The organism is Streptomyces sp. NPDC031466 (assembly GCF_055581265.1).
This window is the reverse complement of sequence record NZ_JBVIJT010000007.1, coordinates 283,659-297,065: the sequence shown is the minus strand read 5'-3', so window position 1 is coordinate 297,065 and position 13,407 is coordinate 283,659. Positions and strand designations below refer to the sequence as shown.

Annotated in this window: 9 protein-coding genes and 1 pseudogene; 6 read left to right on the top strand and 4 right to left on the bottom strand. The window is 73.5% G+C overall.

What is annotated here, in order from left to right; genetic code table 11:
- Positions 1 to 96: 96 nt before the first annotated feature.
- Entirely contained in the window at positions 97 to 237 is a 141-nt protein-coding gene (locus ACZ5GP_RS19315) for a hypothetical protein (protein WP_468751989.1), read from the top strand.
- A 113-nt stretch (positions 238 to 350) separates the two neighbouring features.
- Here ACZ5GP_RS19315 and ACZ5GP_RS19310 read toward each other — a convergent pair whose 3' ends face one another.
- On the bottom strand, positions 351 to 2,549 hold the full coding sequence (locus tag ACZ5GP_RS19310) for an AAA family ATPase (protein WP_468751988.1): 2,199 nt from the start codon (positions 2,547 to 2,549) through the stop codon (positions 351 to 353).
- 156 nt (positions 2,550 to 2,705) lie between these two features.
- Between ACZ5GP_RS19310 and ACZ5GP_RS19305 the strand changes: the two genes are divergently transcribed.
- The 4 genes and pseudogenes from ACZ5GP_RS19305 to ACZ5GP_RS19290 all read left to right on the top strand — a co-directional run.
- Positions 2,706 to 3,455: a hypothetical protein gene (locus tag ACZ5GP_RS19305; RefSeq protein WP_468751987.1), complete on the top strand. Its 750-nt coding sequence runs from the start codon at positions 2,706 to 2,708 to the stop codon at positions 3,453 to 3,455.
- A 153-nt stretch (positions 3,456 to 3,608) separates the two neighbouring features.
- On the top strand, positions 3,609 to 4,094 hold the full coding sequence (locus ACZ5GP_RS19300; protein ID WP_468751986.1) for an SCP2 sterol-binding domain-containing protein: 486 nt from the start codon (positions 3,609 to 3,611) through the stop codon (positions 4,092 to 4,094).
- A gap of 78 nt (positions 4,095 to 4,172) precedes the next feature.
- Positions 4,173 to 5,903 carry an arabinofuranosyltransferase AftB family protein gene (locus tag ACZ5GP_RS19295; protein ID WP_468751985.1) on the top strand — a complete coding sequence of 577 codons (1,731 nt, stop codon included), beginning with the start codon at positions 4,173 to 4,175 and terminating at the stop codon, positions 5,901 to 5,903.
- A gap of 357 nt (positions 5,904 to 6,260) precedes the next feature.
- Positions 6,261 to 6,512 (top strand): annotated as a pseudogene (locus ACZ5GP_RS19290) (Scr1 family TA system antitoxin-like transcriptional regulator); the annotation flags it as partial.
- Positions 6,513 to 6,584: 72 nt separating this feature from the next.
- Here the strand turns inward: ACZ5GP_RS19290 and ACZ5GP_RS19285 are convergent.
- Positions 6,585 to 7,448 carry an ABC transporter permease gene (locus tag ACZ5GP_RS19285; protein ID WP_468751984.1) on the bottom strand — a complete coding sequence of 288 codons (864 nt, stop codon included), beginning with the start codon at positions 7,446 to 7,448 and terminating at the stop codon, positions 6,585 to 6,587.
- A complete protein-coding gene (locus ACZ5GP_RS19280) occupies positions 7,445 to 10,108 on the bottom strand; it encodes an alpha/beta fold hydrolase (RefSeq protein ID WP_468751983.1) in 2,664 nt (887 codons plus the stop codon). Before ACZ5GP_RS19280 ends, ACZ5GP_RS19285 begins: the two co-directional genes overlap by 4 nt.
- 170 nt (positions 10,109 to 10,278) lie before the next feature.
- Here ACZ5GP_RS19280 and ACZ5GP_RS19275 point away from each other — a divergent pair, with 170 nt between their 5' ends.
- Positions 10,279 to 11,511 carry a threonine synthase gene (locus ACZ5GP_RS19275; RefSeq protein WP_468751982.1) on the top strand — a complete coding sequence of 411 codons (1,233 nt, stop codon included), beginning with the start codon at positions 10,279 to 10,281 and terminating at the stop codon, positions 11,509 to 11,511.
- Positions 11,512 to 11,590: 79 nt separating this feature from the next.
- Here the strand turns inward: ACZ5GP_RS19275 and ACZ5GP_RS19270 are convergent, their stop codons facing one another.
- Positions 11,591 to 13,033, bottom strand: a complete 1,443-nt coding sequence (locus tag ACZ5GP_RS19270; RefSeq protein WP_468751981.1) for an APC family permease — start codon at positions 13,031 to 13,033, stop codon at positions 11,591 to 11,593.
- Positions 13,034 to 13,407: the final 374 nt, after the last annotated feature.

Genomic DNA, 13,407 nt, shown 5'->3' with positions numbered 1-13,407 from the left:
TCGCTCATTGGGGTGACGCCAGGAGTGGCAGAAACGCCTACGGGAAACCGCTCTGCGATTCTTCGCCCTCTGGACGCAATCACCGAAAGGGAAATAATGAGCGAGCTACTGTCAACACTCCTCACCGGAGACAACGCGATCGAGGGGACTGTTCTCCCTCTTCTCAACACGCTTTCGTACACCGCGGGCCTCGTCCTCTTGGGGGTGCAGCAGCTCGGGCTCCTCGGCCTCCTCTGACGAAAGCGGAAGCCCCCAGAGGCCCTGCGATGTCAGGCTGTCGGGACGTCGAAGCCCCGTCGCACGAAGGGGACCGGGAAGGCCACCTCCGCGACGGGGTTTCGCTGCGCGGCCTAGCGGTCCTCGCAGCGCTGCCGCAGCTCGGCGAGATACCGCAGATGCGGAGCGGCCGCCGGGGGCAGCAGGCCCTCCGCTTCGGTGATCTCCGCCAGCGCCTGCGCGTCGTCGCCCGCGTCGTGGAGGGTTTCGGCGAGGTCCGTCAGGGCGCGCGCACGGTTGTAGTCCTCCCCCTGCTCCTCGAAGAACTCCGCCGCCGACTCCAAGAGCCCTCGGGCGCGCTCCAGTTGGACCATGCCCCGTAGGGCACGCCCCTGGTGGCGTTCGACCAGCGCGAGGGCGCGCGGCACGTCCCGCGCGCCCTCCTGCCCGGGCGTGATCCGCCCGTAGATCCGCTCGGCCTCGACGAACCGCTCGTACGCGGCCTCATACCGCCATTGGTACAGCGCCAGCAGGCCCAGCAGTTCGACGGACGACGCCTCGCCCCGTACGTGATCCGCCGCCCGCTCGCAGGCGACGGCCGCCCGCGCCTCGCGTTCGGCCTCCGGCCAGTGTCTCAATTCGCCCAGGCAGTGGGCGAGTTGAAAGTGCAGGCCCGCCGCCGTACGCGTATGCGGCTGATGTTCGTCGGCGCACCGGGCCGCGACGCGCAGCGCGGGCAGCACCTCGTCCCAGTAGCCCGCCTTCAACTGGAGCGGCCACAGGGCCCTGGCCAGCCGCAAGGCCGTCGTGACGTGCTGGTACTCCACGGCCACGGACACCGCGCGGACCAGGTTGCCGACCTCGGCGGCCAGCACGTCGACGCCCTCGGCCTCGTCGCGGCAGGCGTCGCCCGTCTCCGGCGCGGGCTCGGTGCGCCAGCTCTGCGGCAGCGCCGCGCCGGCCGCGTGCAGGGCGCGGTTCAGCAGGGCGTCGAGCACGCGCCGGACGGCCGTCGAGCACGCCGCGATGCCGTGCTCCGGGCCCGCGCAGTCGGCCAGCAGCTGCCGCACCCCGGGGCGGAAGCGGTACTGGTCGTCGCCCGCGATGTCCAGCAACTGGACGTCCGCCGCCTCGGTCAGCATGCGGGCCGCCGCCGGTCGCGAGGTGTCCGCGGCCGCGGCGGCGATCCGGGCGTCCACGGTCGGCCAGCCGCCCAGGGCCGTCAGGCGCAGGAGCCGTACCGTTTCGGGCCGGAGGCGTGCACAGGCGGCGTGGGTGCCGGCGCGCACCGGATCGTGCGCCGGGTCATGCCTCGGGTCGCGAAGCGGTGCGTACGCCGGGTCACGCGCCGGATCATTCGCCGGGTCGCCCCCACCGCCGATCCCTTCGTTCCCTTCGCGCCTGTCGTGGTCCCCGCTCTCACCGCTCAGCAGCATCGCTTCCGTCTTCAGCGCGAAGGCGTTGCCCCCGCACCGCTCCAGGATCCGCGGCAGCCGGGCCTTGGCGCGCGCGACGCTCTCCGGTCCGGCGACCTTCGTCACCATCCGCAGCGCGTACCGGTCGCTCAGGGGCGGTACGGGGACTCGTTCGGCCTCCAGGGCGAAGGGGCGGCCGGAGACGACCACCAGCAGGAAGACGTCGGGCGTCGCCGGGACCAGGCCGCGCACCTGCGCGACCGACGACGCGTGGTCGATCACCACGAGGGCCCGGCGGCCCTCGGTGAGCCTGCGGTAGAGGTCCTCGCGGCCCGTCGCGGTGGGCGGCATCCGGTCCGGCGGGACACCCAGCTGCCGCAGCAGCCTCAGCAGGACGGTGGCGGGCTCCGGACCGTGGCCGCCCGAGGGGTCGCGCAGATCGACGTAGAACCGCCCGTCGGGGAACCGCGCGTGGAGCGCCGCGCCCAGGTGCAGGGCCACCGCGGTGGTGCCGATTCCCGGCGGCCCGTGGAGCAGTGCGACGCGCGGCCGCCCGGCGGCGGGCCGGGTCGCCTCCCGCGTCAGCTGCCGCACGGTCTTCTGTCGGTTGGTGAAGTCCCGTGACGCCGGGGGCAGTCCGCCCGTCGGCGCCAGGGCCATCGCCCGCTCCGGAAGGCTGCGGACGAGGAGCGCCCATTCGCCCGCCCGCTCCGGGTCGTGGCTCAGGCGGGCGTGCATCTGGTCGGCGAGTGTCTGCCATTCCCGCGGGCCGGTCGGCAGGGGCGTCTCGCGGCCCAGGGTCCTTCTCGCGAGGGCACCGGTCGACAGGAGCAGCTGCTTGCCCATCTCGCCCGCGGCGCCGTTCCCCACGGCGGTGAGAAAAGCAGTCAGCGCGCTCAGCGCGACGATCTCCAGCACGTCGGCCCTCCCCCTGTCACCGATCAGGTCCTCGCCGGACTGTATCGCCGCTGTCGGCCACAGCACTTGAATCTGTCCGGCTGGCTGAAACACCCCTCCTGGCCGTAGCGTCTGCCCCTCTCGTACAGAGTCGGTCAGGGAGTTGGTCCGGGAGTGGTGGCCGTGGGGTCGTGGTGGCGGGGCGTCGTGCTTGCCGGGGTGGTGGGGGCCGTCGGGGTGTTCGGGGTCGGCGGGTGTTCGGCGCCGGGCGACGACGGTGCGGCGACGGGCCGCGGGTCCGGGGCGGGCCACGGGTCGGGGGCGGGTACGCCGGTCGCCTCGGCGTCGCCGTCGCCCGCCCGCGCTCTGTCGACCGGGCGGCTGAAGGGCCTGCTGCTCCGGGACGGGGAGGTGCCGGGCCTGTACGGGATGACCGTGCAGGCGCCCGCGCCCCGGTACGAACCGCGTGTTTCGGCCAAGGGTGCCGGGTGCCAGGACGTACTCGACATGCTCGTCACGCAGTACGCGTCCACCTCCGTGATCCAGGATTTCTGGTGGGACAAGGAACGTTGGGGCGGTCGGACGTGGCTGGCCGCGTACGAGGGGGACGAGGCCGCCGAGCGGTTCCGGAGGTTCGAGGAGGGCCTGCGGACCTGCCGGACCCTGGTGGCGCGGATGCCGGAAGGCCGGCTCGACTCCCGGATCACCGTCGGGAAGGCGCCCGCCCTCGGGGACGAGGCCGTCTCCTTCGAGCTGAGCACGGACGGCCGCGGCGACACCGTACTGACCGACCATCACGTGCTGGTCCGCGTGGGCTCCCTCACCGTCCACGTCAGCGACCGCGACGCGCAGCGGCCGCCGCGGCTGCCGATCGACGTCGTGCTCGGCAAGCAGCTCGACCGGATCGCGCGCGGGGCGCGCATGTGAGGCGGCGGCGGTGAGCGCGCGCCCCTACCGGAGACGGGGTGGGCCCGGGGAGTTCGGGCCCTCCGTGAGCGGCGCCGGCCGGTGCGGGCGGGGGAAATACAATCCCACTGTCTTCTGCCGGGGGGAGTGGACCGCTTACCGCAGGGTCGAGGGTTGGAGGAGACCGCCGTGGCGGACGAGATCAGCAGGATCGCCGGACTGGACTTCGCGAGCGTCACGCCCGACGAGTTCGCCCGCACCGTGAAGGGGCTCTCCGGCCGGGAGATCGCCGCGATCACCCGGGACGGCGCGCTGCGCGCACGCGTCCTGGACGAGGTCTTCGGTCGCGTGGGACGGCAGTTCAGACCGGAGGCGGCGGGTTCGCTCACCGCGCTGATCCGCTGGACGGTCACGGGCGTGGGCGCCAACCCGGACGTCGTGTACGAGACTCTGATAGCGGACGGGACCTGCACCGTGCGTGCGGGCCGCTCCGAGGCGCAGCCGCGGGTCGCGCTCACCATGGCCGACGCGGAGTTCCTGAAGCTGGTGTCGGGGAACGCCGGCCCCGTCGCGCTGTTCGTGACGCGCAAGGTGCGGATCACAGGGGATCTGGCGCTCGCCGCGGGGCTCACGCGGTACTTCGACATCCCCAAGGCGTAGGGGCCACGCGTCGGCGGTCGGCGGTCGGCGGTCGGCGGTCGGCTCAAGCGGGACGGACGTGGCGCCGATGTAGGGCGCATGACGTCTACGTACTCCCCTGAGGTCCGTGTCACGGAGACCCGGCCGTCCGTCGCCGCCGGGCACGGGCGATGGCGGGGCCCCGCGCGTCTCGCCGTCGCCCTCCTGCCCGCCCTCGTCATCGCCGTCGCCGGCTTCCAGCGGCGCTGGATGTCCGACGACGGGCACATCTACGTACGTACGGTCCGTCAGGTCCTCGCCGGGAACGGGCCCGTGTTCAACGCCGGGGAGCGGGCCGAGTCGTCCACCGGCACCCTGTGGCAGTGGCTGCTCGTGGCCGCCGGGGCGCCCGGCCTCGACATCGCCTCGGCGGCGATGTACGGCGGCCTGCTGCTGACCGCCGCCGGCTTCGCGCTCGCCGGACTCGCGGCGCTCCGCCTGCACGGCGGCGAGGACGGGGCCGAGGGCCGTAGCGGGGGCGGGGTCCTGCTGCCCTGCGGGGCCCTGGTGCTGCTCGCGCTGCCGCCGGTCTGGGACTTCGCGACCTCCGGTCTGGAGACCGGGCTCGCCACCTGCTGGCTCGCGGGGGCCTGGCTGGCGCTCGTCGCGCGGCCGCGCGCGCTGACGACCTGCGCGGTGCTGGGCCTCGGGCCGCTCGTGCGGCCGGACCTCGCACTGGTGTCGGCGGTGTTTCTGGCCGCCCAGTGGGCCGTGGCGCGCCCCTCGTGGCGCGGGACGCTCGCGGGCGCCGGGGTCGCGGGCGCGCTGCCGGTCGCGTACGAGATCTTCCGCATGGGGTATTACGGGCATCTGATGCCGCTGCCCGGCGTCACCAAGGAAGCCTCCCGGAGCCTGTGGGGCAGGGGGTTCGACTATCTCTCGGACTTCGTGGGGCCGTACGTCCTGTGGCTACCGCTGCTGATGATCCTGGCGGCCGTCCTGGCGTCGGGGCGGGTGGGGTGGCGCGGCGAGCGCGTCGAGGCGGTGGCTCCCGTCCTCGCCCCGCTGGTCGCGGGGGCACTGTGCTGGCTCTACGTCATCAAGGTGGGCGGCGACTTCATGCACGGACGGATGTTCCTGCCGGGGCTGCTGCTCATGCTGCTGCCCGTCTTCCTCGTGCCGCTCACGCGCGCGTGGACGATCGTCGCCGCCGGGATCGCGGTGTGGGCGGTGGCGTGCGCGGCGGTGCTGCGGGTCCCGTACGAGGGGCGGATCGGGCCGGCCGGGGTCGCGGACGAGCGCGGGGTGTACGTGTGGCAGAACGCCGCGTCCCACCCCGTCCACCACGACTTCGCCGGGCAGGCGGGCAACAAGGCCTACGCCGCTCTCGTACGGGAGCGGGTGCGGCGCGGCACGCCCACGCTGCTCCTCGCCCGGACCCCGGTGAAGGCGGCCCGGCCCGGGGTGACCGGGGTCTACAACACCCTCGGGTTCAGCGGCGCCGTCGTCCCGTTGTCCGGCGCCGCCCTGGACCCGATCGGGCTCGCGTATCCGCTGGCGGCCCACTCGGAGGGCTTCAACGGCCGGGTGGGGCACGACAAGCGGCTGCCGGACGAGTGGATCGTCGCCGAACGCGGGGTCAAGGGCTCGCTGCCCGACGGGATGGACCCCGCCCGGGTCGCCGCCGCCCGGCGCGCGCTGCGCTGCGAACCGTTCACGGATCTGCGGACGGCGACGCGTGCGCCGATGTCGGTCGGGCGGTTCTGGCGGAATCTGACGGGGGCGGTGGGGCTGACGTCCTTCCGGTTCCCCAACGATCCGGTGCGGGCGGAGCGGGAGGTGTGCGGGTAGCCGATTGCCGGCAGCCGGCAGCAGGGACCGAGTTTCGAGGCCGGGACCAGGGTCCACGCCCAGGCTCCGGGCCCCCGGGCGTGGTGTCAGACCGGCCAGGAACGGGCCGGATCGTCCAGCCATACGCTCTGCCCTTCCGCCGTCACGGTGAGCCCGAAGCGCTCGTGGCCGGGACCTCCGTTCGCCGCCCACCAGCGATATGCCGATTCGGCTTCGTCCGGCCGGTGCGGTAGGGCGGAGGGGAGGGACCGCAGGCCGCACGGGGCGATGATCCGGTCGTACGGAGCCCGTTCCGGGCAGCCCGTGAGTCCGTCGCGGTGCATGACCTGCACGGGGAGCCCGAACCGTCTGAGCGCCACGGTGCGACGCGGCGCCATCACGGAGCAACAGGCGGAGGAGCGGCTGCCCCTCCTCGCCAAGCGGCAGGCGTCGTTGGAACGGACCCCTCCGCCGTTCCTCCACGCGGTGCTGGACGAGAGCTGCGTCCGGCGACCGGTCGGCGGGACGGCGGTCATGGCGGCCCAGTTGGACAAGCTCGCGGCGTTCGCCGAGCTGTCGAACACGGTGCTGCAGGTCGCGCCGTACGACCTCGGGGAGCGGCGCCCCTTTGCCGGCACGTTCGCCTCCTTCGTGGTGGGCGTCAGGCGCGGGGAGTTCGGGGGCGTCTGACGGGTCGCCCCCTCAGCTGACCACGTCCTTGCGCGCGAACCCCCGGAACGCCAGTGCGAACAGCACCAGCGCGTACGTCACCGAGATCGCCGCGCCCTGGATCATGCCGCCCCACTCGGGGCGGGGCTGGAGGGCGTCGGCCCAGGCGAACTGCCAGTGTGCGGGGAGGAAGTCGCGCCAGTCGCCCAGCGCGGTGACCGCGTCCAGGACGTTGCCGACGATCGTCAGGCCGACCGCGCCGCCGACCGCGCCGAGCGGGGCGTCGGTCTTCGTGGAGAGCCAGAACGCGAGGCCCGCGGTGACCAGTTGGGACACGAAGACGTACCCGACGACGACGATCAGCCGCTGGGCCGCCGTGGCCGCGGGCAGTTCGCCGCCGGTCGGGATCTCCAGGGGGCCCCAGCCGTAGGCCACCGCGCCGATCGCCAGCGCGACCAGCGGGAGCAGGGCCATGGCCGCGGCGCTGAAGGCGAGGGCCACGACGAGCTTGGACCACAGCAGGCGGGCCCGCGGCACCGGCGCCGCCAGTAGATAGCGCAGGGACGACCAGCTCGCCTCGGAGGCGACCGTGTCCCCGCAGAACAGCGCGACGGGGATGACGAGCAGAAAGCCCGCGGAGACGAACAGGCAGGTCGCCGCGAAGTTGGTCGCGGACGCCGTCGCCGTGTCCATCAGCGTCACCTGGCTGTTGCGCTCCCCCGGCGAACCGGCGACGGCGAACGCGATGACGAGCACGACGGGCAGCAGCACCATGATGGCGCCCATCACCTGCGTCCGGCGCCGCTTCAGCTGGCGGACCGCCTCGACCCGCAGGGGCAGGGTGCGTCCGGCGCGGTAGCCGGGCGCCGTGGGGCGCTCCAGGGTGGGGGCGCTCATGCGGTGCCTCCGATCAGGGTCAGGAACGCGTCTTCGAGGCGGCGGTGCGGGCCCATGGACTCCACGGGCACGTCCAGGCGGACCAGTTCGGGCAGGAGCAGGGCGGCGCTGCCCGCCGGTGTGCCGTCCAGGCGTATCAGGAGGCCGTCGTCGGCGCGTACCGCCGAGGCGACGCCGGGCAGTGCGGCGACCTTGTCGACCAGCGGGTCGGGGACCGGCGCGGCGAGCCCGACGAGGAGTGTGTCCCCGGAGCCGACGATCTCCGCGACCGGGCCGGCCTGGACGAGGCGGCCGCGGTCCATGACGACCAGGTGCGTGCAGGACTGCTCGATCTCGGCGAGGAGGTGGCTGGAGACGATGACCGTGCGCCCGCCGCGGGCGTAACGGATCATTACCTCGCGCATCTCGCGGATCTGCGGCGGGTCGAGGCCGTTGGTCGGCTCGTCGAGGATCAGGAGGTCCGGCAGGCCGAGCATGGCCTGGGCGATGGCGAGGCGCTGGCGCATGCCCTGGGAGTACGTCCGCACGGCGCGGGCCAGGGCGTCACCGAGCCCGGCGATCTCCAGCGCCTCGTCCAGGTGGGCGTCCTCGGCGGGGCGGCCGGTGGCCTTCCAGTACAGCTCCAGGTTCTCCCGGCCGCTGAGGTGCGGCAGGAAGCCGGCGCCCTCCACGAACGCGCCGACCCGGGACAGGACGGGCGCCCCCGGGCGGATCGCCCGGCCGAAGACGCGGATCTCGCCTGCGTCGGGGCGGATCAGGCCCATCAGCATGCGCAGGGTGGTGGTCTTGCCCGCGCCGTTGGGCCCGAGGAGGCCGAGGACCTGGCCCCTCTCGACGCGGAAGGAGACGTCGCGGACGGCATACCGGTCACTGGACTTGGCGTACCGCTTGCTCAGGTCCGTGATCTGGAGGGGCACTTCGGCGAGCGCGGGGTCGGGCGCCGGTGCCGTCGTGCGGCGGCGGCCGGTGAGCAGCAGTCCGAGGGCGATCAGCGCTCCGGCGGCCGGCAGCCACCACACCCAGGCGGGCAGCGGCGCGGCGGCGGTCTTCAGGCCGGGGGCGGTGGGCACCGACAGGTCGCTCTTCAGCGAGGCGGTGTAGGTGGCGGGCTCGACCGGTGAGGCGTAGCCGAGGTCGGTGGAGGCGAGGACCAGGCGCAGCTTGTGGCCCTTGCGCACCTCGTGGTCGACGGCGGGCAGCCGCAGCTCGACGTCCTTGCCCCGCTGGGCGCCCTCGACGCGCACGGGGGCGACGAGTTGGGAGGGCAGGACCTGCTGCTTCCCGTCGGGGCTGACGTCGTACACCTTGGCGAAGAGCACCGCGTCCCTGCGGGAGGACTTCACGTGGGCGCGCACCTTCGGGGAGCCGGTGATCCGCAGGTCCTGCGCCAGTGGCTTCGAGGTGAAGGCGGCGTGCTGCCCGGGGAGGTCGAGGGAGACGCCGACGCCGAGGGAGGAGAGCCGGGAGAGCCCTCTGCCGCCGAGGCCGGGGAGGGTGGAGACGGCGGGCGGGCTCGCCCCCGCGGGGTTGTCGAAGGTCTGCTCGCGCCCGGCGAGGGGCACCGCGCGCGGGTCACCGCCCAGGCCGGGGTACGTGTCGCCGCTCGCGCCCCGCAGCTGGGCCGCCCCGTCGGTGGAGTCGATGCCTCCGGTGCGGGTGACGCGGAAGGCGGGGCCGGTGTCGGCGCCCTTGTCGCCCTTCAGATAGCGGTCGAACCAGGTGCCGACGCGCCGCTCCACGCGCCCCCGCTCGTTCTCCCGCGCGCCGGCGTCGTGGCCGCCCGCGATCCAGTCGACCTTCACGGGCGCCCCGTTGGCGCGGACCGCCCGGGCGATGGCGTCGCCCTGGTCGAGCGGGAAGAGCGAGTCGGTCTGGCCCTGCACGAGGTACGTCGGCACCTCGATGCGGTCGCCGATGGCGGCGGGGCTGCGGGCGGCGAGCAGGTCGCGCGCCTTCGCGTCGGGCTTCCCGGCGACCGCGACACGGTTGTACATGGCGCACAGCTGCTTCTCGAACTTGTCGCAGCCGCCGCCGGTGTTGATGAACGAGCCGGTCCACAGCTTCTTGAAGACGCCGTCGGGGAACAGCGCGTCCGCGAGGTTCCAGTAGGTGATCTGCGGGGCGATGGCGTCCACCCGCCGGTCGTGCCCGGCGGCGAGCAGGGAGACCGCGCCCCCGTAGGAAGCACCGGTGACGCCCACGCGCGGGTCGCCCGCCTTGTCGAGCCGCACCTCGGGCCGCTTCGCCAGCCAGTCGATGAGCCGGGAGACGTCGGCGACCTCGGCCTCGGGGTCGTTCAGCCCGATCTTGCCGGTCGATTTGCCGAAGCCGCGCGCCGACCAGGTCAATACCGCATAGCCGTCCCCGGCCAGCTCCTCGGCCTGTTCGCGCACGTCGCTCTTGCTGCCGCCGAAACCGTGGCCGATGAGGATGGCGGGGCGCCTGGTGCCGGGGTCGCCCGCGGTGAAGTAGGAGGTGTCGATCTTCGCGCCATCGGCGTCGAGGGTGCCGTCGGCGCGGTGCACGGTGGGGCCGTCGTCCGCCGCGACCGCCGTCCAGGTGCCCGCCCCCGCGAGCACCACGACGGCGGCCGCGGCGGCGAGCAGCCGGCGTGGCCCGCGCGGTCCGGGAAGCCTGGGCCTGGGCAGTCGTAGATCCATGCCGTCCACCGTACGGGCGGCCACCGACAACCGGAGCGGCCGCCGGTCGGAACCGACCCGTCTCCCCGGGGAGTAGACTCCGCGCCCCGCGTACCGCGGGCGCGGTGCCCCCGGTGTCGGATGTGGCCGACCGGCCCCGCACACGTCAGGGGTGAAACTAGGCTGCACCCATGACATTGGCCGCACCCGCACCCATGACCCTCCCGGATTCCCTCGCCACCGGTCAGCGCTCGCTCGGTGACCCCTCCGTCCGCTTTCCCCTGTGGCCGCCGCTCACCACCGGCTGCCCGGTGACCAGCACCGACAGCGTGTCGTACCCGGTCGAGGTGGACTACGCCTACGACAAGGTGCCCGCCGATCTCTTCACCACCGCGCCGGGGCAGCCGCGCGGGCACGAGCGGTGGGCGCCGCTCCTGCCGCCGCTGCACGCGCCGGGGCTCGGCGAGGGCGGCACCCCGCTCGTCCCCCTCGGCGACGACCTGTGGATCAAGGACGAGTCGCGCAATCCGACGTGGAGCCACAAGGACCGCATCAACCGCGTCACGGTCAGCGCGGCGGCCGGCGCGGGCGCGGAGGGCGTCGTCGTCGCCTCGTCGGGCAACCACGGGGCCTCGGCGGCGGCGTACGCGGCGCGGGCGGGCCTGCGGTGCGTGGTGATCGGCTCGGCCGGGACACCGCCCGCGGTCGAGGCGTTCCTGCGGGCGTACGGCGCGGTGGTGCTCTCGGTGCCCGCCGACGCGCGGTGGCCGCTGCTGCGTCGGATCGTGGAGCGGTTCGGCTACCACCCCGTGAGCAATGTGACGCCCACCCACACCGGCCACGCGTTCGGACCCGAGGGCTACAAGACCCTCGCCTACGAGATCTACGCCGAACTCGGCGTGCCCGGTTCGGTGTTCCTGCCCACCGGCTACGGCGAGCTGCTCTTCGGCGTCTGGAAGGGCTTCGCGGAGCTGGTCACGCTGGGCCTGGCCGACCGGGTGCCCCGCCTGTACTCCTGTGAGCCCGCCGCCGGGGGCCCGCTGGCGGCCGCGCTGCGGGAGGGGGTGCCGGCGACGCGGGTGGAGGTCGCGCCGACGGCGGCGTACGCGATCGGTTCCTCGGTCGGTGGCTACCGGGGGACCCTCGCCGTCCGGGAGAGCGGCGGCGGGGCGCTGCTGGTCTCCGACGCGGCGATGGCGGCGGCGCGGGACCGGCTGGCGGGGTCCGGGCTCTGGGCGGAGCTGTCGGCCGCGGCGGGGCTCGCCGGGTACCGGCAGCTCGGGGCGGCGGTGCCGCAGGGTCCTGCGGTGTGCGTCTCCACGTCGAGCGGCTTCAAGGACCGCGACCTGCTGGACGTGGGCGGCAGCGCCGCGGTGGACCCCGAGGACTGGGCGGAGATCGAGCGGCGGGTGCTGCGGGGCTGAGGCGCCCCTGTCCCGCCGTCCGCCGAGGCCCCGCCCCGGGGTGTCCCGGCCCCTCGGGGTCCGGGGCCTGCGGCCCCCCTCAGATGCCGGAGGGGCTGAGCGGCGCTTCCTGTCCGTCCTCCGGGATGCTGACCAGCCAGCGCGTGTCGCGGTGGGGGCGCAGGTACAGCGCCCAGTACAGGGTGGCCACGACCGCGATGCCGCCGGTCCACAGGAGGTACTGCGTCTCCTGCTGGCTCAGCACGTACGTGAGGACGGCGATCAGCACCACCGGCACGGCCGGCCACAGCGGCATCCGCCAGGCGGCCGCGTGGCCGTGCGAGCCCCGCCGGCCCAGCAGCGCGGCGACCGCCACCAGGAGGTACATGCCGGTCACGGAGACGCCCGTCACGCCGTACAGGGTGTCCAGGTTGACGAAGCACAGGAGGGCGCCGGGCACGCCGACCAGGAGCGTGGCGATCCAGGGGGCGCCGGACGCGCCGAGCTTGGACAGGGCGTTGTTGACCGGCGAGGGCCAGGCCTTGTCCCGCGCGGAGGCGAACAGGACGCGGGAGTTCTGGATGACCATGACGATGCCCGCGTTGATGATCGCGAGGGCGACGCAGAGGCTGACGAACGTACCGACGGCCGAGTTGGACCAGGCCGTCACCATGGCGCTGATGTCGCCCTCGGTGAGCGCCGTCAGGCTCTCCGCGCCCATGGTGATCGCGACCACCGGCACCAGGATGATCACGGTGGAGATGGCGAGGGTGGCGAGGACGGTGCGCGCGACGTTGCGGCGGGGGTTCTCCAGCTCCTCGGAGAGGTAGACGGCCGTGGAGAAGCCCTGCGTGACGAAGAGGGCGATGGCGAGACCGGAGACGATCAGCATGGCCGTCACCGCGTCGATCCCGCCGGGTCCCGAACCGGCCACCGACAGGTCCGTCAGGCTGCCCGCGCCGCGCTCGGCGTGGGTGAAGCCGAGGACGGCCACCACGCCCGCCGCGACGACTTCGAGGACCAGGAAGATGCCGGTGATCCAGGCGTTGGCGCGCAGGTCGAGCAGGCCGGCGAGGGTGGCGCAGACCATGACGCCGGCGCCCGCGTAGGACGGGTCGAGCTGGACCAGCGGGGCCAGGTAGTCCGCCGTGCCCATGGCGATGACGGGCGGCACGATCATCACGACGAGGAGCGACAGGACGAAGACCAGCCAGCCCGCAAGGCGCCCCGCCATCGTGGAGACCATCGCGTACTCGCCGCCCGCGCTGGGGATGAGGGTGCCCAGCTCGGAGTAGCAGAACGCGACGCCGACGCAGAGCAGCGAGCCGATCGCGATGGTGAGCGCGGTGGCGGTGCCGAGCGAGGAGAAGAGGTCGGGGACGACCACGAAGAGCGTGGAGGCGGGCGTCACGCAGGACAGGGTGAGCAGGGTGCCGCCGACGACGCCGATGGAACGCTTGAGCTTCTGGGGACGTCCCGGATCGGCCAGGGTCGCGGCGGGCGCGGTGGTGGGCGAGGGGAGCGGGCGGAGCGTGTCGGTCATGAAGCGCGATTCCGATCGACTGGTACGGCAGGAGATGCGGGGGGAGCCTTATCGCCTCCGAAGGCTGTCGAGCTGTCTTTCCGTGGCTCCCGGCGCGTCATCGAACCCCGGCGCTAACCGGAACGTCAACGGTCATTTACCTACGGAATCCGCAGCACGCCCACACCTCAAGTCGCCTCGCTTTCGCAAGAGTTTGCCTCTTGGGGGCTCAATGAACATGCCGACACCGATGATGACCTTCATATTGCAGGCGTATGAACGCGGGAGCTTTCACTGCCCGAATTGCACCCTGTGCACGGGAACCGCAAGAGCGGCGTAAAAAAAGAATCAGGGCCGTCCGGTATCCGGACGGCCCTGCTCTACGTGGTGTCACA

Coding starts and splice junctions, on each gene's coding strand:
- ACZ5GP_RS19285 (WP_468751984.1), bottom strand. CDS start 7,448: ATGAGCGCCCCCACCCTGGAGCGCCCCACGGCGCCCGGCTACCGCGCC.
- ACZ5GP_RS19270 (WP_468751981.1), bottom strand. CDS start 13,033: ATGACCGACACGCTCCGCCCGCTCCCCTCGCCCACCACCGCGCCCGCC.
- ACZ5GP_RS19280 (WP_468751983.1), bottom strand. CDS start 10,108: ATGGATCTACGACTGCCCAGGCCCAGGCTTCCCGGACCGCGCGGGCCA.
- ACZ5GP_RS19295 (WP_468751985.1), top strand. CDS start 4,173: ATGACGTCTACGTACTCCCCTGAGGTCCGTGTCACGGAGACCCGGCCG.
- ACZ5GP_RS19315 (WP_468751989.1), top strand. CDS start 97: ATGAGCGAGCTACTGTCAACACTCCTCACCGGAGACAACGCGATCGAG.
- ACZ5GP_RS19275 (WP_468751982.1), top strand. CDS start 10,279: ATGACATTGGCCGCACCCGCACCCATGACCCTCCCGGATTCCCTCGCC.